The organism is Exiguobacterium sp. s21, assembly GCF_018617975.1.
In the GTDB taxonomy this organism is placed as follows: domain Bacteria; phylum Bacillota; class Bacilli; order Exiguobacteriales; family Exiguobacteriaceae; genus Exiguobacterium; species Exiguobacterium mexicanum_A.
On record NZ_JACSLF010000001.1, the window covers coordinates 28,611 to 48,316 of the forward strand.

Genomic DNA, 19,706 nt, shown 5'->3' on the forward strand with positions numbered 1-19,706 from the left:
CTTACGCTTCCTCGTCGACTCCCTTTTCAAGAGCTTTCCACGCGAGCGTGGCGCACTTGATGCGAGCCGGGAACTTTGAGACGCCAGACAACGCTTCGATGTCGCCTAGGTCGAACGTGTCTGTATCGTAGTCTTTCCCTTGGACCATCTCCGAGAAGATGTTCGCCAATTGGAGTGCCTCGTCTACAGACTTGCCCTTCACGATTTGAGTCATCATCGATGCCGAGGCGAGACTGATTGAGCAGCCTTCCCCTTCGAACTTGGCATCTTTCACGATTCCGTCCTCGACTTGGAGTTGGAGTCGGAGTGAATCCCCGCACGTCGGGTTGTTCAAGTCGACCGTCACGCCATCTTCGATGACGCCACGGTTTCTTGGGTTTTTATAGTGATCCATGATGACCTGTCGGTACAACATGTCGAGATTGTTAAAACTCATAATTGAAATACTCCTTCGTTTGACGTAGCCCTTCGATGAAGCGGTCGACTTCTTCTTTCGTATTGTACAAGTAGAAGCTCGCTCGGGCTGTCGATGATTGCTTCAGGAGACGCATGAGCGGCTGGGCACAATGGTGGCCGGCCCGGACTGCGATGCCTTGCATATCCAATACGGTCGCAAGGTCGTGGGCGTGCACGTCACCTAAGTTGAACGTGACGAGTCCGACACGTTCCTCTGGCCCGTAAATCTCAATGCCTTTAATCGTCCGCATCTGTTCGATGGCGTACGTCGCGAGCGCCCGTTCGTGGGCTTCGACGTTCTCGAGACCGAGGTCTTCTAAAAAGTCGATGGCCGCTGCCAAACCGACGGCGCCGGCGATAATCGGCGTCCCCGCTTCGAACCGGTACGGGATGTCTTTCCATGTCGACTCATACAAGTCGACGTAATCGATCATCTCGCCACCGAATTCGACCGGTTCCATGTGTTTGAGCAACTGCTTCTTCCCGTATAAGACGCCGATTCCGGTCGGACCGAGCATCTTATGGCCTGAGAAGGCGAGGAAGTCGCAATCGAGTGCTTGCACGTCAAGTTTCCGGTGCGGTGCGCTTTGCGCCGCATCGACGACCATGACCGCGCCTTTTTCGTGGGCGAGCTTCGCCACGTCGGCGATCGGGTTAATCGTGCCGAGCACGTTCGAGACGTGACTCATGGCGACGATTTTCGTCCGGTCCGACAAGACGGCACGGACCGCGTCGAGCGTGACCCGACCGTCCGGCGTCAATTCGACGTAACGGAGCGTAGCCCCTTTACGCTTGGCGAGCTGTTGCCACGGAATCAAGTTCGCGTGGTGCTCCATCGGCGTGAGGACGATCTCGTCCCCTGCTCCGACGTTTGCATCCCCGTAGCTTGATGCGACGAGGTTAATCGCCGTCGTCGTCCCGCGTGTGAAGATAATCTCTTCTGGGACGGCGGCGTTGATGAATGAACGGACGCGCTCCCGCGCCCCTTCATACGCATCCGTCGCGTGCGTTCCGAGCGTATGGACGCCCCGGTGCACGTTCGAGTGGATGCGGCGATAGTAATCCTCGATCGCCTCGATGACAGCAAGCGGCTTTTGGGAGCTCGCCGCGCTGTCGAGATAGACGAGCGGATGGCCGTTGATTTCCTGATCTAAAATCGGGAACTGTTTACGAATCGAGGCATCGATCATCTTAACGTACTTTCCCTTCGATGACTTCACGGAGACGGTCTTTGACCGACTCGATCGCGAGTTGCTCGACGACCGGGTTCAAGAATCCGTGAATGATCAAGCGCTCAGCTTCTTTGCGTGACAGACCGCGGCTCATCAAGTAGTAGAGCTGCACGTCGTCGACGCGTCCGACCGAAGCGGCGTGACCTGCCATGACGTCGTCCTCATCGATGAGGAGAATCGGGTTGGCGTCGCCACGTGCCTTTTCAGACAACATGAGGACACGTTCCGTTTGAACGCCGTTCGATTTCGAAGCGCCATGGTGAATCATCGATGTTCCGCTGAAGATGGCCGTGGCCGAATCTTTTTGGACACCGTGAATCAAGATGAACCCTTCTGAAGACTTCCCGAAATGGTCCGTCCGGATGTTGAAGTTTTGTTTCTGTGCGCCACGACCGATCGTGACGGCTTTCGTGTCTGAGAACGTGTTGTCTCCGACGAGGTGCGTCTTCGTCTCGACGACCGAGTTGCCATCGTTCATGTGACCGAGCGCCCATTCGAGGCGTGCGTTCTCATAGACGACACCGCGGCGGTTCATGAACGAGAGGGCCGATTCAGCGAGCTGATCGACACCACCGAAGACGACTTTCGCGTTCGCACCAGCGAATACTTCCGTCACGGCGTTGACCGTATGCGGCTCGTTCGTGTTCGAGAGGAAGCTCTCGATATACGTCAATTCACTGCCTTCGTCTGCGACGATGATCGTGTGATGATAGAGCGCGCCGTTCGCTTGTTCCATCGTGAAGATGGCTTGAAGCGGATCTTTCAACTGGACGTTCTTCGGTACGTATAAGAACGCACCGCCGTTCATGAGGGCAGCGTTCAACGCAGACAAACGTTCTTCGTCCACGCGGACACCTTCTGTCATGAAGTATTTCTCGACGAGGTCCGGATGTTGCTCCATCGCTTCGTTGATGCCCATGAAGAGGACACCTTCTGGCGTCGCAAGTTCGTTGTAGACGACATGACCGTTGCGTTCAACGAGCACGTTTGTACGATGGTCTCCAAGAAGTGCTTCGATTTCAGGCGTCAAGCCGTCGTGCTTCGTAAGCTCGACGTCTCCAGAGACGAAGTCCCATTTATCAATCTTGATCTTTTCAACTTTTGGCAAGGCGAGTGTCGGCGCAAGTTCTGCTGCTTCTTTGCGACGGTTGACCATCCATGAAGGTCCACCGAGCGCCTCTGCACGTGCCGCTACTGCTTGTGCATCCAATTCAAATTGTACGGTCATCGTACAGCCTCCTTACGCTTCTGTGTCTACTGTCATTCCAAGATCTTGCTTCACCCAGTCGTAACCTTCTGCTTCGAGTCGTTGTGCAAGCTCTTTGCCACCTGACATGACGATTTTCCCGTCCATCATGATGTGAACAAAGTCTGGCTCGATATAGTTGAGGAGACGCTGATAGTGCGTGATGATCAAGCAGCCGAACTCTTCTGAACGCATTTCGTTGACGCCTTTGGCGACGACTTTGAGCGCATCGATGTCAAGACCTGAGTCGATCTCATCGAGGATCGCGATGTTCGGTTTGATCATCATCATTTGAAGAATCTCGTTACGTTTTTTCTCTCCGCCTGAGAAGCCTTCGTTTAAATAGCGGTGTGCCATTTCTGAAGGAATTTCGAGGACATCCATCTTCGCATCAAGTTCACGGATGAACTTCATGAGCGAGATTTCTTGGCCTTCTTCACGGCGCGAGTTGATTGCTGAACGCAAGAAATCGGCATTCGTGACACCACTGATTTCAGCAGGATACTGCATCGCGAGGAACATTCCGGCTTGCGCGCGCTCGTCGACTTCCATGTCGAGTACGTCTTCGCCGTTCAAATCAACGCTTCCACCTGTGACTTCATACAATGGATGACCCATAAGTGCCGATGCGAGTGTAGATTTACCCGTCCCGTTAGGACCCATGATGGCGTGAATTTCGCCACCTTTAATTTCAAGATTCAGACCTTTGACGATCTCTTTTCCTTCGATTGAGACGCGGAGGTCATCAATTTTCATGTGTGGTACGTTAGACATTCGGATACCCCTTCCGTTTTCTCGCCATTGTTGGCGTAGATTAGATATATTCTAATCTTAATCTAGGCAATTTTTTATTTCAAGCGACTCACCTTATTATTCATTCTCAATAAAACTTAAATGTTGAGAATGAGAATATCGGGAAATCAAGACATTATCCAACTTTTTCCTCAGCTAACGCCAAAACGATTTTCCGTTCTTTCAAGGCGCCGGCGAAGAAGAAGGCGCCGCATGCCGTCAATACGGCCAAGCTTCCAAACACTGGTAGCGCCGCATTGTCGAATCCATCAAGCAATACTCCCCCGATGACGGGACCAATCGTCTGACCGAGCGCCGTCAACCCCATCGCCCCAAAATACGTCCCACGCAGATGGGCCGGTGCGAGCTCATCGGTCAACACGTCCGTCATCGTGAACATGAGGACCTCGCCGACCGTGAAGATGACCATCGCGACGAATAAGATCCACGTCTCGGTCGCCAAGCCGATGAGGAGGAGCCCTGTCGACAACGTACCGACACCGAAGAAGAGCGACTTGATTGGCGAGACACGAATCCCAAACCGCATAATCGGATACTGGACGACGAGCACGGTGATCGCGTTAACCGTCAATAGATACGCGAACAGGCGGGAGCTGTTATCGAATCCGTCATGGAACGCGATGAACTGCGGCAACGTCGCATTGAACTGACTATAGCCGATGATGGCAAAGATCATCCCGATGATGACAAAGCGGAACGTCTTATCTTGTTGTAACACACGGAACGTCTCCGTCAAGCGTGGTCGGACTTTGACGCCATCGCCTTCTTCGAACGGATACTTCCGGAATAGCGTCGAAATGACGAGTCCATATAGTACATACACGCCCGTCACGACGAAGAAAGCGCTCTTCGCACCGGTGAGCGATAAGACGACCGCGAGTAAAGGACCAATCGCCGCCGCAATATTGATTAAAAAATAGCGGACGTTATAGACGATGACGCGCTGATCCGGCTGCGTCGTGTCGCTGATGAGCGCGCGGGACGCCGGCTCGAGGAACGACCGCGACACACCCATGAGTACCGAGAACATATAAAACCAAAACAATTCCGTCACGAGTGCGAAGCCCGTGAATGTCAAGGCGTTCAAGACGATACCGATTAGCATCAACTGTTTGCGCCCGTAACGGTCAGACAGCGTCCCCCCGAAAAAGCTCATGAACAACCCCGATAGCGCCGAGATGGCGAACACCGTCCCGATCACGCTCGCCGAGAAACCGAGCGTCGCCAAATATATCGCAAAAAATGGCATAACAAAAAATGTCGACAGCCGGGCAAAAAACGTACCGAACAAGACGCCCAGCGTCAGCGGATGAATCTGTCGTATGTTCATCCGAATCCCCCCTTTTTCTACATATATGTAGTGTACTTCTATTGGTGAACCAAAACCACTGCAAACAAAAAAGGCCCGGGATCACCCGGGCCTGGACGAGATTATTGTTTGACCGGTACGACTGCACCTTTGTACTCATCCAAGATCCACTGTTGTGTCTCTTCTGACGTGAGGACTTCGAGGAGTGCCTTGACGCGCTCGTCATCTTCGTCGCCTTCACGTGTGACGATCAAGTTGACGTAAGGTGAATCTTCGCCTTCGAGAGCGATCGCGTCTTCGAGCGGGTTGAGGCCGGCATCGATCGCGTAGTTCGTGTTGATGAGGACCGCGTCCCCTTCACCGTTGTTGAACGCTTGCGGGAGAAGTGCCGCTTCGACGTCTGTCTTGAATTTCAAGTTTTTCGGGTTGTCGACGATGTCTGACACCGTCGCGTCTACTGTTTTGCCTTCCGCGAGCGTGAGCAAGCCTTCTGATTGGAGCATCGTGAGGATTCGTCCGTGGTCAGCGACCGACGAGCTCATGATGATTTCCGCGCCGTCTGGAAGCTCATCGAGTGATGCGTAGTCTTGCGAGTACACACCGATTGGCTCGATGTGGACGCCGCCGGCTGAAGCGAATTTGTAGTCTTTGTTTTCAGCCATTTGCGACTCGAGGTACGGTTGATGTTGGAAGTAGTTCGCGTCCAACTCTCCGTCTGCGAGCGTCTTGTTCGGGAGGACGTAGTCTTGGAACTTCTTGATTTCGAGCGTATAGCCCTTCTCTTCGTATTCGTCTTGGACATGCTCTAAAATCTCAGCGTGCGGGACGTTTGACGCGCCGACGACGAGCGTCTTGTCATCGCCCGAACCTGATTCTGAATCCCCGCCGCCGCAAGCCGCGAGAATCGTGAGTGCTGAAGCTGCCGTTAAACCGAGTACTGTTTTCCATGATTTCATTATAAAACCCCTCCAAATTTTCTATTTGATTAAGCGGAACGCTTATCGATTACAGATACGAGTCGATCGCCGATGAACTGGATGACGAAGACGATGACCAAGATTAAGACGGTCGCGACGAACGTGACGTCACTTTGTGAACGTTGGAACCCTTCGAGGAACGCCAAGTTCCCGAGTCCCCCGCCGCCGACGACCCCTGCCATCGCCGTGTAACCGACGATTGCGACGATCGTGACCGTGATGCCTGACACGATGGCCGGCAACGCTTCAGGGAACAATACTTTATAGACGATCTGCCATTTTGTCGCGCCCATCGATTCAGCCGCCTCGATGACACCGCGGTCGACTTCGCGAAGCGCGAGCTCGACCATCCGCGCATAGAACGGGGCCGCACCGATGATGAGTGCCGGCAGTGCTGCCGTCGACCCTAGCATCGTCCCGACGACGAGTAACGTGAACGGGATGAGCAAGATAATCAAAATGATGAACGGGATCGACCGGAAGATGTTGACGACCGCGCTGATGACCGTGTAAATCGGACGATTCTTCATCATGAGCGGCTCGTTCGTGACGTATAAGAGCATCCCGAGGGCGAGACCGATGACGAACGTTGCGGCTCCGGCGACGAGCGTCATATAGAGCGTCTCCCACGTCTGTTCTAACATGACTTGCCAATCTACATTAGGAAACATCGCTTTCTACCTCCACTTCCACTGCCTGCGATCGGATTGAGGCGATGGCCCGCTCGACTTCAGCCGGCTCTCCGATCAATTGGATGAATAATGTCCCGAGGGCACCGACTTGTGACTGCGTCACGTTGCCGCCGATGATGTTGAAGCCGATGTCATGTTGCTTCAACACTTCCGACAGAATCGGTTGTTCGGCCGTCTCGTTCAAGAATTTGAGCTTGACGATTTGACCGCTCGGATAACGGGCTTTCAAGTGCTCGAACGTGAGCGACATGTCATCGACCGCGCCGATCTGTTTGACGAATTCTTTCGTGATCGGCTGTTCCGGATGTTGGAACACGTCGGCGACTTGTCCGGTCTCGACAACCTTCCCGGCCTCCATGACGGCGACGCGGTGACAAATCTTTTGGATGACGTGCATCTCATGCGTGATGAGGACGATCGTCAATCCGAGCTTCTTGTTGATGCTGACGAGCAGTTCGAGAATCGAATCCGTCGTCTTCGGGTCGAGGGCGCTCGTCGCTTCATCGCAGAGGAGCACTTCTGGATTCGTAGCGAGCGCACGGGCAATCCCAACTCGCTGCTTTTGGCCGCCCGATAGTTGTGACGGATAGCTGTCTTCTCGTCCGGCGAGGCCGACGAGTTCGACGAGTTCTTGGACGCGGCGTTTGCGCTCGCTCGCCGGTACCCCGATGAGCTCGAGCGGGAAGCTGATATTCTCAGCAACTGTGCGCGACCATAACAAGTTGAAGTGTTGGAACACCATCGAGACGTTTTTACGTACCCCGCGTAGTTCCTTCGGTGTGAGTTTTGTCAGCTCGCTGCCAGCGACAACGATTTCACCGGTTGACGGTGACTCGAGTCGATTGAGCAGACGGATGAGCGTCGACTTCCCTGCCCCCGAATATCCGATTATCCCAAAAATTTCGCCGCGATCGATTGTAAGCGACACATCATCGACCGCCTGGACCCGACCGTTCTTCGTGTCGAACCATTTGGCTACATTGCGTAATTGAATCAATCCATTTCCCTCCTGACAACAAAAAAGTACGCACGTTTGAGCAAACGTGCGTACTTTATCGTACGGACAACGATTGCTCTCATCTTCCAAGGTAAATACCTTGCTGGAATTAGCACCATTTCGGATTGCTCCGCGGTTGCTGGGCGTCATAGGGCCAGTCCCTCAGCCTCTCTTGATAAGAGTGGTTGCGTATTCGATTAGCCTTATCATAGCGACATATTATTTTTATGTCAAACTATTTTATGCGAAAAAATAAAAAAAGGTGCCATCCGAGGATGGCACAGAACGTAGCACCTTGAGTCACTGAAGGACAACCCATAGATGAACCCCTTTTGCCCGATCAGAGCATTCATCCTTATATGGGGGATTTTGACCCGACCATCACTCGGTCTTCGAACGGACCATGCAATTACGCGACCGGTGCCCCGACGCTTGATTTTTTTGGGGGACAATCGAAGGGAAGGTCCACCTGAAATCGCGTAAGCTCATGCAACGGTTGTTCGAAAACGTCTTGATGACGGGAAAATCTCGTCCTATGTTGTGTTCAAGTAAGATGTTGTAATGAATATATCATTCGTGAACTTTCTGTGTCAACTGATTATTTAAAATTTTCAGATTATTCTCATCATCCTATCTCACTTAACGAAAGATAGGACGTGCTGGACGTTTTGGAATGCGTATAACCGATCGCGAACTTGGCCATTCTCCAGCTTTAAGAGCGCCGGGACGCTCATCACTTGATACGCCTCGAGCTCGTTCGGGATGAAGTTGGCATCACGCTTTTCGATCTTCAATTCTGGGTCGACCGCCTCGACGACCGAGAGCATTCGCTCGGCCACGGCGCATGTACCACACATCGGGGCGTATATATATAACAATCCGTCAGTCATCATTGTTCTCACCTCTTTTATAAGTATATGAATGCGGACCGCTCGGTTCAAAAGTTGTGCTCAATTGGAAAATTCTGAACATTTCAATATTTCCTGTTGACGCTTAGCTGAAAGAGGCATAGTATGGTCAATAACTTTATCGCTTTTGTACATAACAGCAAACCAGTAGAAAAGGACAGGTGAATCCCCAATGACGGAAGAGAAGCTTACCGGAAAACAATTTTTAATGAACGTCTTGAACGGCCTCAGTCTTGCCATCCTCATCGCCCTCATCCCGAGCGCATTGCTCGGTGAATTAACGAAAGCCATCTTGCCGTATGTTCCGTCCTTGCAATTCATCTTAGATGCGACGACGATCGCGATGCGCCTGTTACCGGTCATCATCGGTGTTGCCGTCGCCATGCAATTCGGACGCTCGGCGCTCGAGGCCGGGACGATCGGCATCGCGACCCAGGTCGGGAGCGGCGCCATCCGCATCGAGGAAGGCGCGTTCCTCATGGCCGGCATCGGTGACGTCATCACGGCCGGTGTGACGGCAGCGCTTGCGACGTTCCTCGTCATGCAGTTGTCACCACGCTTGAAGACATACACGGTGCTCGTCTTGCCGATGACGGTCATCGTCGTCGCCGGAGGGATCGGCGCGTTCCTGCTCACGTATATCTCACAGATCACGACGTACGTCGGAACAATCATCATGACGATGACGGAACTACAGCCGATCGTCATGGGCATGTTGATCGCGATGGCGTTCTCGCTCATCATCGTCTCGCCAATCTCGACGGTCGGGATCGCCACGGCCATCAGCTTGTCTGGTGTAGCGGCAGGTGCCGCCAACCTCGGCGTCGTCGCCGCCGGCTTCGGTCTCGCCATCGCCGGCTGGCAGATGAACGCGACCGGAACGTCGATCGCCCACTTCCTCGGGTCACCAAAGATTCAAATGGCGAACTTCGTCCGTCGTCCGATCATGATGTTGCCGGTACTCGCCAATGCGGCCATCCTCGGAGCACTCGCAGGCATCCTTCGGATCGAAGGCACACCGATTAGTGCCGGTTTCGGCGTCTCCGGTCTCATCGGTCCGGTCAACGCCTTGCATTTGATGCCGGGTGGCTTCGCACTCTGGAACGTCATGCTCGTCGTCGTGTTGTTCGGTCTCATCCCGATCGCACTCGGCGTGCTGTTCTATCGTCTGTTCAACCGGACGTCGCTCATCGAGCCTGATCATTACCGCCTCGACTTCGATTAATCAAAAAGACCCGGCTTCTCGTAAAGAGAAACCGGGTTTTGTTTAGCCTTGAATCATCGCTTCGTATTCTTCGGCTGACATGAGCTTGTCGACGTCCGACGCGTCGTTCAACTCGACTTCAATCATCCAAGCGCCTTCGAAAGGTGCTTCGTTGACGAGTTCTGGTGAATCGGCGAGTGATTCGTTCACCGCTGTGATTTTCCCAGAGATCGGTGCGTAAAGCTCCGATACGGTTTTGACCGATTCGACCGAACCGAACGGCTCGTCGAGTAAGATCGTGCCACCGACTTCAGGAAGTTCGACAAAGACGATATCCCCTAGTTCGCTTTGTGCGAAATCCGTGATTCCGATGCGGGCGACGCTTCCGTTCACTTCAACCCATTCGTGCTCTTTTGAATAACGTAGATTGGCAGGTACTTTGCTCATCTTAACTTCCCCCTCAAATGAATTAGACTCACACGAGTATTATAGCACTTCGCCCCAAACGTCTGTAAACGACTTTTCTGAAAATCCGACAGTTGATTTTTGACCATCTGTCACGATTGGGCGCTTCAAAAGCATACCATTGCTCGCAAGAAGCTCGAGTTGTTCGTCTTCTGATAGATTTGGTAGCTTATCCTTGATGCCTTCGTTCCGATACACTTGCCCGCTCGTATTGAAGAACTTTTTGAGCGGCAGACCCGACTGTTTCCACAGTTCGGCCAACTCGTCTTTCGACGGTGTCGCCTCGACGATATGGACGTATGTATAGTCGACGCCGTTCTCTTTCAACCACTTCTCTGCTTTTTTACACGTACTGCACGGCGGATAACCGTATAGTGTCACCATATTCATCACCTCTTTCATAACTGTAGCATATTCCGCTTCAACCCTTCACGCCTGAAGCAAGCGCACAATCTCTCGCTTGAGCGTCGGATTGACCGGGTGCTTCGCCTCGATGTGGCGAAGGATGGCCGCGGCCGCCTCGACCGATTTGCCGTAACCGGGAACCCACTCCGGGAGACGTGCGACGAGCTCGGGATGCGTCACCTCGACCCGCCGTGTCGGGTTGAACGGGTCGCTCGTTTCTCCATAAGCAATCAACACGTTGTTGACGGCTGCGACTTGAATCAGTTCGAAGCCGGCGAGTTGTTCGCCGCGACGTTCCCGAAGCAGTCCGACGTATAGGTTCGTCAGCGCCTCCTCGTAGCGGTGTGCAGCGTCTGCAGGGCGTGTGACAACCTTTGGCGTCGCGAACGTGTCGAGCGCCTCGTCACGCTGCCAGACGACACGTCCCGGCGTATAGGCGATGCCAGGCATCTCTACAATCTCGAACACGGCGAACTCGGCATAGATGCCGTCCGCATACATGACCTTATGCCCGTCTCTCGTGTTTTGGAATTGATACACCAACGGCTCGACCGCGAGCCAATCCAAGTTGTCGATGAAGCGGGCCTTATGCCCGTCCTCGACGATTAAAAAGAAATCGAGGTCCGAATAGTCGTCGAGCCGGTCCGTCTCAAGTCCGATCGACCCGAGCGCGAGCAGCATGAGTGTCCCCTCATGTTCGGCGACCGAGCGGCCGATTGCATCCATCCGCTCTAACAAATCATCTCGTCTCATCCATATCCCCTCCTGCATCCATTGTACGGTCTGCAGACAGCAAAAAGAAAGGGCCGACCGCGTCCGGTCCACCCTTTCTCTCGCTTGCTTATACGATGAACTTGTTCGCTTTGATGAGGCTCGCAGCGACTTCGCGCTTCGTACCGATGACGTTGATCGGCTGGTAGCGGCTGAACTTCTTCATCGCTGACAAGAGCATGCGCTGCTCGTCACCTGATGCGGCCGCATACAACACTTCTTTCGCCATGAGTTCGACTTGCTTGAACACTTGCTCGGCGAAGATTTCCGTGTAGCGGATTTTCTGTTGGTTCTTCTCTACGCCTGTGCGGGCGATGGCTTTCTCCGTCCGCGCGATGGCCGCCTCGAGTGCATAGATGGCGCTGATGATGTCGGCGATCTTCGCGAGAATCTCTTGCTCGTTCTGGAGGTTTTGCTGATATTTCTGGACGGCCGTTCCGGCAATCATCAAGTTGATTTTCTTCATGTTCGATAGAAGCATCTTCTCGCGTGCGAGCGGTGACCCGTCAAGCTCTTGCGGCATGTAGCTCATGAGCTCTTTTTGGAGTTTCTGTGCTTCCGCGAGGAGCGGCAAGTCGCCTTTCATCGCCTTCTTGAGAAGCGTACCTGGGACGATCAACCGGTTGATCTCGTTCGTTCCTTCGAAGATCCGGTTGATGCGTGAGTCACGGTACAAGTTCTCGACTTCATATTCCGTCATGAAGCCATAACCGCCGTGGATTTGGACCGCTTCGTCGACGACGTAGTCGAACGTCTCCGAGGCGAACACTTTGTTCAATGAACATTCAATCGCGTATTCAGCGATGGCTTGGGCGACTTTCGACCCGTCACGCATGTTGTCGTCGCCGAGGGCGTCGAGGCTGTCTTGGAACAGACCGCCCGTCCGGTAGACCGAGCTCTCCATCGCATAGATGTTCGCAGCCATCGTCGCGAGTTTCTCTTGGATGAGCGGGAACTGACTGATCGGCGTCTTGAACTGTTTGCGCTCGTTCGCGTATTGGACCGAGAGATCGAAGGCACGTTTCGACGAACCGACCGCACCGACCGCAAGTTTGTAACGACCGACGTTCAAGATGTTGAAAGCGATGACGTGGCCTTTACCGATTTCTCCGAGGAGGTTGTCGACTGGGACTTCGACGTCTTCTAAGATGAGCGTCCGTGTCGATGAGCCTTTAATGCCCATCTTCTGTTCTTCGGCGCCTGTCGAGACACCTTTGAAGTCACGCTCGACGATGAAGGCGCTGAACTTGTCACCGTCGATTTTTGCGTAGACGACGAACACGTTCGCGAAACCGGCGTTCGTGATCCATTGTTTCTCTCCGTTCAACACATAATGTGTGCCAGCTTCGTTCAAGACGGCCGTCGCTTTCGCACCGAGCGCGTCCGACCCTGAGCCTGGCTCTGTGAGCGCGTAGGCGGCGATCCATTCGCCAGTCGCGAGCTTCGGCAAGTACTTATGCTTTTGCTCTTCTGTCCCGAAGAAGACGATCGGGAGCGTCCCGATGCCGACGTGGGCGCCGTAGCTGAGGGCGAATGAACGCGCTTTGGCGAACCGCTCCGTGATGATCGATGACGAGATTTTATCGAGCTGATAACCGCCGTACTCTTCTGGCACATCCGCGCCGAGGAGGCCGAGCTCGCCCGCTTCTTTCAACAGTTCGACCGAGAGATCGAATTCGTGTTTCTCGATGCGGCCAAGGACCGGCATGACACGGTCGTCGACGAAGCTCGCCGTCGTGTCGCCAATCATTTTGTGCTCGTCCGAGAAGTCTTCCGGTGTGAACAAACGATCCGCGTCGAGTGCGTCGATGACAAAGCTACCGCCTTTAATCAATTCGTGTTCTGTACGTTCCATGTCTAATTCCCCCTTTATAGTAATTCGAAGACGCCAGCAGCGCCCATACCGCCACCGATGCACATCGTCACAACCCCATACTTTTCATTGCGTCGTTTCATCTCATGCAAGATTGAGACCGCGAGTTTCGCGCCCGTGCAACCAAGCGGATGCCCAAGGGCGATCGCGCCGCCGTTGACGTTCACTTTTGACGGGTCAATCCCGAGTTCACGGATGACGCCGAGCGATTGGCTCGCGAACGCCTCGTTCAATTCGAACAATCCGACTTCTTCCAACTTCACACCGGCCATCTCGAGCGCTTTCGGAATGGCGACGACTGGTCCGATACCCATCACTTCTGGACGGACACCGCCGACCGCGAACGAGAGGAATTTCGCCATCGGCTTCAAGCCTTGACGTTCCGCTTCTTCGCGCTCCATGACGAGCACGGCTGCCGCGCCGTCTGATACTTGTGACGCGTTCCCTGCTGTCACCGAACCCTTGATTTTAAAGGCCGGGCGCAGTTTGCCGAGCGCCTCGAGCGTCGAGTCGGCACGAACGCCTTCATCGTGCTTGACGACGAATTCACGTTCCGCGACTTTCCCGTCCTCACCGAGCACGTGCTCGACGACCGTGACCGGGACGATCTCTTCTTCGAACTTGCCGCCGGCGATCGCTGCCGCCGCCTTCTGGTGGCTGTCGATGGCGAACAAGTCTTGGTCTTCGCGCGAGATGTTATATTCAGCCGCGACGCGTTCTGCCGTGTGGCCCATGCTCATATAGTATTCCGGCGCCGTCTCCATGATCGTCGGGTTCGGACGGATGACGTGTCCGCCCATTGGGACGAGACTCATCGATTCCATACCGCCGGCGATGACCGCCGTCGCTTGGCCGATCATGATTTTCGCTGCCGCGTCGGCGATCGCTTGCAGGCCTGACGAACAATAACGGTTGATCGTGATGGCCGGTACTTCGTGCGACAAGCCGCCCCGGACGGCAGCGTAACGGGCGATGTTCATCCCTTGCTCCGCTTCCGGCATGGCGCATCCCATGATGACGTCGTCAATCGGTCCCGTATAGCCCGATCGCTCGAGCGTCGCCTTAATCGCGTGACCCGCGAGTTCGTCCGAGCGAACGTTTCGGAACGATCCGCGTTTTGCTTTTCCGACCGGCGTCCGTGCGCCGGCCACGATGACTGCTTCTCTCATCTGTTAAGTCCCCCTTTTGTCAGTTCCGAAGTGGCTTGCCTTTGACGAGCATATGTTGCATCCGTTGCTGCGATTTCGGCTCCCCGATGAGGCTTAGGAACGCCTCGCGCTCGATGTCGAGGAAATATTGCTCGTCGACCATCGTGCCGTATGCCAAATCGCCGCCGCTGATGACGTGGGCAAGTTTTTTCGCAATCTTCAAATCGTGTTCAGAGATATAGCCACCGTAGAACATCTCGTACGCCGCGAGTTCGAGCGTCGCTTTCCCCGTTTGACCGACGACCGGCAACTTCTCACGAACCGGTGCCGTATAACCGTCAGCGAGTCCGAGCACCGTCTGTTTCGCATCGAACGTCAAGTGGTCACGGTTCATCGATATACCGTCAACCGGACGGTGATAGCCGAGCGCTTTCGCGTCATAGGCCGACTTCGATACTTTCGCCATGGCGATGTTCTCGAACGTCTGTTGCGCCGCCTTCTCGATGTTTTGCATCGACTTCGGCGTCTGCTCGAGGAGTCGACGGTACGTGTTGACGTTCCCGCCCCCACCTGGGATCAGACCGACACCGACTTCGACGAGACCCATATACGTCTCAAGCGCCGTCTGCATACGTGCGGCCGGCAAGCTGATCTCGGTTCCGCCGCCGAGCGTCATGCCGTAAGGCGCGACGACGACCGGGCGACCCGCATAGCGAATCTTCTGGACGACTTGTTGAAACTTGTTGATGATCCAATCGAGCTCGTACCAGTTCTCGTCTTCCGCTTCCATGAGCATCATCGCGAGGTTAGCGCCGACACAGAAGTTCTTGCCGTCGTTGGCGAGGACAAGTCCTTTGAAGTCGGTCTCGACGAGGTCGATCGACTGTTCAATCATCTGCATGATGTCGACACCGATCGCATTGTTCGGTGACGTGAACTCGAGGGCGACGACGTCGTCACCGATATCGATCAGGCGGGCCCCACCGTTCTCGAGCACGATTCCGTTCGACTTGGCGAGCGGTGCGAGTTTCACTTCTTTCGGGTTGACGGTCTTCTCAACGTACGTCTGTGACGCTTGGTCATAATACTGGTCTCCCTTATAGAATGTCGTGTGTCCGGCAGCGAGCATCTCGTCGATCCACGCCGGGACGTCATAACCTTCCGCTTTCATGCGGGCGACCGATTTCTCGACGCCGAGTGCGTCCCACGTCTCGAACGGTCCGAACTTCCAGCCGAAGCCCCACTTCATCGCGTCATCGATGGCGACGATCGAATCACTGATCTCGCCTGTGAGACGAGCCGAGTAGACGAGCGTCTTCGCCGTGACCGGCCAGAGCAGTTGTCCGATGCGGCCCTTGTTCAAGATGGCACCTTTCAACTTCGCTTTTGAGCCCGGGAGCGACTTGATTTGATCAAGTTCCGGACCTGTAATCGCTTTCAATTGTTCGTACTCGAACGTGTTCAAGTTCAACTCTTGGATGACCTTGCCGTCTTTCTTATAGAAGCCTTGTCCGGCCTTTTGACCGATCCAGCCCTTCTCGACGAGCGTCTTCATTTCAGCCGGGACGTCGAACGTGTCCTTCTCTTCGCCTGCGTCGAGTGTCTCATAGACGTTTCCAGCGACGTGGACGAACGTGTCGATGCCGACGACGTCGAGCGTGCGGAATGTTGCCGATTTCGGCCGGCCGATGAGCGGTCCGGTGATCGAGTCCATCTCGCCGATCGAGGCGTTGTGTTTGAGCATCTCTTCGAACGTGACGAGGAGTCCGTACGTGCCAATGCGGTTGCCGATGAAGTTCGGTGTGTCTTTCGCTTCGACGACACCTTTCCCAAGACGGTCTTCCGCGAAGCGAGCCATGAAGTCAACGACTGGACGTGCCGTCTGCTCCGTCGGGATGAGTTCGAGCAATTTCAAATAACGCGGCGGGTTGAAGAAGTGTGTCCCGAGGAAACGTGTCTTCAAGTCTTCCGGCAACACGCTCGCCATCGCCTCAATCGAGATCCCAGACGTGTTCGAGCTGAGAATCGCGTCTTCACGGATGTAAGGAGCAATCTTTTCGAACAGTTGCTGTTTCACGTCGAGCCGTTCGACGACGACTTCGATGACCCAGTCCGCTTCTTTCAAGCGCTCGAGATCATCTTCTAAGTTCCCCACGTCGATGAAGTTCAAGTGCTCCGCTGTCGCGAGCGGTGCCGGGTTCTGTTTCAATAGCTTCTGACGGTTCTCGGAAGCGATGCGGTTCCGCACTTGTGGTGACTCGAGCGTGAGCCCTTTCGCTTCTTCTTTCGCCGTCAATTCACGTGGTACGATGTCGAGCATGAGCGAACGAATCCCCGCGTTCGCCAAGTGAGCCGCAATCCCCGCCCCCATTACTCCTGAACCGATGACGACCGCAAAACGAATGTTGCTCGTCAAACGGAGGTCGGCTGATTGTTCGATGTGACTCGTCATATTGTTCCCCCCTCAATGAGAATGAATAGTGATTCATTTCAAGCGTAAAAAAAATCGCAATCACCATCGTGTTTACTCTTTTATCATAAATGAATGACAATTCATTCGCAAGCGTTCATTTTTCAAATTCGTTCCAATTTCACCGAGGACGATTCATTTTTCGGTGACTGTGGTATAGACACAAAGAGTCAATTTTAGAAAGGGGAATGTATTCATGAGTGATAATCGCTTAAACACAATGGGGAACCGACATGATTTTGAGTCGTTCAAAAAGGACGGCCAAGAGCAGGCCCATCAACCGGGGATCGACTCGAAGATGGAGCCGTTCCCAATCTATGAGCGTGAAGGCTATAAAGGAAGCGATAAACTAAAAGATAAAGTCGCCATCATCACAGGCGGCGACTCGGGGATCGGGAAATCGGTCGCCATCTTCTTCGCCCATGAAGGTGCGAACACGGTCATCGTCTATAAAGATCAAAACGAGCTCGAGGACGCCGAGGCGACGAAAGAACGCATCGAAGAACTCGGTCAAGCTTGTCTATTGCTGCAAGGTGACCTCGGCGACTCGGCTTTCTGTCAAGACGTCGTCAAACAGACGCTCGAGACGTTCGGCCATTTGGACATCCTCGTCAACAACGCTGCCGAACAACATCCGCAGGAGTCACTCCTCGACATCTCGGACGACCAGCTCGAGCAGACGTTCCGCACGAACATCTTCAGCATGTTCTATTTGACGAAAGCCGCCCTCCCGTACTTGAACGAAGGCGCAAGCATCATCAACACGACGTCGATCACAGCGTACGAAGGTAATGATCAATTGATCGACTACGCATCGACGAAAGGTGCGATCACAGCGTTCACACGTTCGCTCGCCAAGAACTTGGCCGAGAAGAAGATTCGCGTCAACGGTGTCGCACCAGGTCCAATCTGGACACCGCTCATCCCAGCGACGTTCCCGGCAGATAAAGTCGCCTCGTTCGGTGACTCGGCCGAGATGAAACGTCCGGGTCAGCCGGCGGAACTCGCACCGGCTTATGTGTATCTCGCAAGTGACGATTCGACATACGTCAGCGGGCAAGTCATCCACGTCAACGGTGGGACGGTCGTAAACGGATAATCTTGTCGCAGGCCCAGTTTACAGCTGGGTCTTTCTTTTACATATAATGCGTCCTTTCGGCGCCCATGCTTTCAGCAGGCAGTCCCGAAGCCTCCTCGCGCCGTTCCCGGCACTGCGGGGGTTTTCGTCGGACTGCTTTCCTGCATGAGTCAGGGCGCCGGTGGACGCATTACCCTGACGATGAAGACGAGTACGACGAAGACATTTTAGAGTTCGACCCTCACTTTAACCATGATGCCAAGATGGAAATCAAATTGAACGAACAAGGCGTCAATTTCGTCGGCAACGTCGAAGGCTATCTCGCCCTTGCGCGAATGTTTACATTTTTAGCGCAAGCACATCTGTACGTTCGCATGGGAGAGAACCCTTCGCCAGACGTGAATACTTCCTATGGATATGGTCCGTATCATATGAAATACTTTATCCGAGATGCGTTCATTCAAAATAAACAGTACCTGTTTACATCAGACGCCTTGCAAGATGTGAACCCAGAATACGAGCAAGAGCTTTTCTTTTGGACGTCTGATCAAATCGGTCCGGATTTTTGGGTTGAAAAAGATGAAGAAGAGTAAAAATCTGAATCGTGGCATAGTTTCTTTAAACAAATGCGCCTAAAACACGCGAATCGATGTCATCAAATAATATCGAACACATCAAAAAAGCACGAACGCCCTCGATGGACGTTCGTGCTATTCTCATTTCTTGACCATCCCTTTTAAAACGAACGCGACGTTCGCCGGACGTTCTGCGAGGCGGCGCATGAAGTAGCCGTACCAGTCACGGCCGTATGGCACGTAGACGCGGACTTTGTAGCCTTGACGGACGAGCTCGAGTTGACGCTCGACCCGGATGCCGTACAGCATTTGGAACTCGAACTGGTCGAGTGGGATGTTGTTCAGTTTCACATGTTCGATGACCGCATCAATCATATGGTCGTCATGTGTTGCGATAGAGGCGTAGTTCCCGTTCGCCAGATGGAGTTTGACGAGCTTCAAGTAGTTGTGGTCGACGTCTTCTTTCTCCGGGAAAGCGACCGTCGCCGGTTCCTTATAAGCCCCTTTGACGATACGAAGGTTCGGCTTGAGCGGCGCGAGATGATTGATGTCATCTTCCGAGCGGTACAAGTATGACTGGATGACCGTCCCCAGGCCCTCAAAGTCCGCTTTCAATTTCTTGAACAAGTCGAGCGTCTTCTCGCAACGTGCCTCGTCTTCCATATCGATGGCGACGAACACACCGACTTCTTTCGCCGTCGTCAAGATTTGACGCATGTTGTCTTCGATCAACTCGTCCGAGATATCGAATCCGAGCGACGTCAGCTTGAGCGACATGTACGCGTCAAGCTTCTCTTCCGCCATGATTTCGATGGCACGAATGATTTCATCCCGGTTTTCGTTCGCTTCTGCGACCGTCGTGATGAATTCCCCTAAGTGGTCGACCGTGACCGATAATCCTTTCGCGTTTAACTCACGAATCGTCGGCACCGACGTCTTGAAATCTTCCCCCGCCACAAAGCGCGAAGCCCCGAACCGAAGCCCGTATTTTTTAGCCAAACTGTTGAGTGTTTTGTTTTGAGACATGTAGATAAATCCATCGCGCAACACTTTTTCCATCTGATTTTCCCCCTTACGTTTACACCCA

19 protein-coding genes and 1 riboswitch are annotated in these 19,706 nt (G+C 53.8%); of the genes, 3 read left to right on the forward strand and 16 right to left on the reverse strand.

The features are described from left to right. Nucleotide 1: 1 nt before the first annotated feature. The 9 genes from sufU to KNP06_RS00200 form a co-directional block, all read right to left on the reverse strand. The gene (sufU, locus tag KNP06_RS00160; protein ID WP_029595098.1) at nt 2–436 is read right to left on the reverse strand and encodes a Fe-S cluster assembly sulfur transfer protein SufU; all 435 of its coding nucleotides are present in this window, start codon (nt 434–436) and stop codon (nt 2–4) included. After that, nucleotides 426–1,646 (reverse strand): cysteine desulfurase, encoded by a 1,221-nt coding sequence (locus tag KNP06_RS00165; RefSeq protein WP_214712845.1) that lies wholly within the window; start codon nt 1,644–1,646, stop codon nt 426–428. Before KNP06_RS00165 ends, sufU begins: the two co-directional genes overlap by 11 nt. 1 nt (nt 1,647) lies before the next feature. Beyond that, nucleotides 1,648–2,916, reverse strand: a complete 1,269-nt coding sequence (sufD, locus tag KNP06_RS00170) for a Fe-S cluster assembly protein SufD (protein ID WP_214712835.1) — start codon at nt 2,914–2,916, stop codon at nt 1,648–1,650. 12 nt (nt 2,917–2,928) lie between these two features. Next, nucleotides 2,929–3,690, reverse strand: coding sequence for a Fe-S cluster assembly ATPase SufC (gene sufC, locus KNP06_RS00175; RefSeq protein WP_114166887.1), 762 nt, complete (start codon nt 3,688–3,690; stop codon nt 2,929–2,931). A gap of 172 nt (nt 3,691–3,862) precedes the next feature. Further along, complete coding sequence (locus KNP06_RS00180) at nt 3,863–5,077, reverse strand: MDR family MFS transporter (RefSeq protein ID WP_214787642.1); 1,215 nt, start codon at nt 5,075–5,077, stop codon at nt 3,863–3,865. Between the two features lie 101 nt (nt 5,078–5,178). After that, entirely contained in the window at nt 5,179–6,012 is an 834-nt protein-coding gene (locus tag KNP06_RS00185; RefSeq protein ID WP_214712831.1) for a MetQ/NlpA family ABC transporter substrate-binding protein, read from the reverse strand. A gap of 29 nt (nt 6,013–6,041) precedes the next feature. Beyond that, entirely contained in the window at nt 6,042–6,704 is a 663-nt protein-coding gene (locus KNP06_RS00190) for a methionine ABC transporter permease (protein ID WP_021065492.1), read from the reverse strand. Next, on the reverse strand, nt 6,694–7,722 hold the full coding sequence (locus KNP06_RS00195; RefSeq protein WP_214712829.1) for a methionine ABC transporter ATP-binding protein: 1,029 nt from the start codon (nt 7,720–7,722) through the stop codon (nt 6,694–6,696). The genes KNP06_RS00190 and KNP06_RS00195 overlap by 11 nt, the downstream gene beginning before the upstream one ends. A gap of 76 nt (nt 7,723–7,798) precedes the next feature. Next, nucleotides 7,799–7,904: riboswitch (SAM riboswitch) on the reverse strand. A gap of 453 nt (nt 7,905–8,357) precedes the next feature. Continuing rightward, on the reverse strand, nt 8,358–8,615 hold the full coding sequence (locus KNP06_RS00200) for a thioredoxin family protein (RefSeq protein WP_214712827.1): 258 nt from the start codon (nt 8,613–8,615) through the stop codon (nt 8,358–8,360). A gap of 187 nt (nt 8,616–8,802) precedes the next feature. Here KNP06_RS00200 and KNP06_RS00205 point away from each other — a divergent pair, with 187 nt between their 5' ends. Continuing rightward, complete coding sequence (locus KNP06_RS00205; RefSeq protein WP_214712826.1) at nt 8,803–9,855, forward strand: PTS sugar transporter subunit IIC; 1,053 nt, start codon at nt 8,803–8,805, stop codon at nt 9,853–9,855. Nucleotides 9,856–9,897: 42 nt separating this feature from the next. On the opposite strand, the gene gcvH is transcribed toward KNP06_RS00205, so the two are convergent. From gcvH to KNP06_RS00235, 6 genes are all read right to left on the reverse strand, one after another. Further along, nucleotides 9,898–10,281 carry a glycine cleavage system protein GcvH gene (gene gcvH, locus KNP06_RS00210; RefSeq protein WP_021065488.1) on the reverse strand — a complete coding sequence of 128 codons (384 nt, stop codon included), beginning with the start codon at nt 10,279–10,281 and terminating at the stop codon, nt 9,898–9,900. A 39-nt stretch (nt 10,282–10,320) separates the two neighbouring features. Next, a complete protein-coding gene (locus KNP06_RS00215) occupies nt 10,321–10,683 on the reverse strand; it encodes an arsenate reductase family protein (protein WP_214712825.1) in 363 nt (120 codons plus the stop codon). 45 nt (nt 10,684–10,728) lie between these two features. Beyond that, on the reverse strand, nt 10,729–11,457 hold the full coding sequence (locus tag KNP06_RS00220; protein WP_251129779.1) for a hypothetical protein: 729 nt from the start codon (nt 11,455–11,457) through the stop codon (nt 10,729–10,731). An 88-nt stretch (nt 11,458–11,545) separates the two neighbouring features. Then, nucleotides 11,546–13,330 (reverse strand): acyl-CoA dehydrogenase family protein, encoded by a 1,785-nt coding sequence (locus KNP06_RS00225; protein WP_214712824.1) that lies wholly within the window; start codon nt 13,328–13,330, stop codon nt 11,546–11,548. A gap of 14 nt (nt 13,331–13,344) precedes the next feature. Beyond that, complete coding sequence (locus KNP06_RS00230) at nt 13,345–14,517, reverse strand: acetyl-CoA C-acetyltransferase (protein WP_214712823.1); 1,173 nt, start codon at nt 14,515–14,517, stop codon at nt 13,345–13,347. A gap of 19 nt (nt 14,518–14,536) precedes the next feature. Continuing rightward, nucleotides 14,537–16,948, reverse strand: a complete 2,412-nt coding sequence (locus KNP06_RS00235) for a 3-hydroxyacyl-CoA dehydrogenase/enoyl-CoA hydratase family protein (RefSeq protein ID WP_214712822.1) — start codon at nt 16,946–16,948, stop codon at nt 14,537–14,539. A gap of 214 nt (nt 16,949–17,162) precedes the next feature. Between KNP06_RS00235 and KNP06_RS00240 the strand changes: the two genes are divergently transcribed. Both KNP06_RS00240 and KNP06_RS00245 read left to right on the forward strand, forming a co-directional pair. Then, nucleotides 17,163–18,065, forward strand: a complete 903-nt coding sequence (locus tag KNP06_RS00240) for an SDR family oxidoreductase (RefSeq protein ID WP_251129778.1) — start codon at nt 17,163–17,165, stop codon at nt 18,063–18,065. 242 nt (nt 18,066–18,307) lie between these two features. Next, nucleotides 18,308–18,637 (forward strand): hypothetical protein, encoded by a 330-nt coding sequence (locus KNP06_RS00245; RefSeq protein ID WP_251129777.1) that lies wholly within the window; start codon nt 18,308–18,310, stop codon nt 18,635–18,637. 123 nt (nt 18,638–18,760) lie between these two features. Here the strand turns inward: KNP06_RS00245 and KNP06_RS00250 are convergent, their stop codons facing one another. Next, nucleotides 18,761–19,678, reverse strand: coding sequence for a proline dehydrogenase family protein (locus tag KNP06_RS00250; protein ID WP_138859096.1), 918 nt, complete (start codon nt 19,676–19,678; stop codon nt 18,761–18,763). Nucleotides 19,679–19,706: the final 28 nt, after the last annotated feature.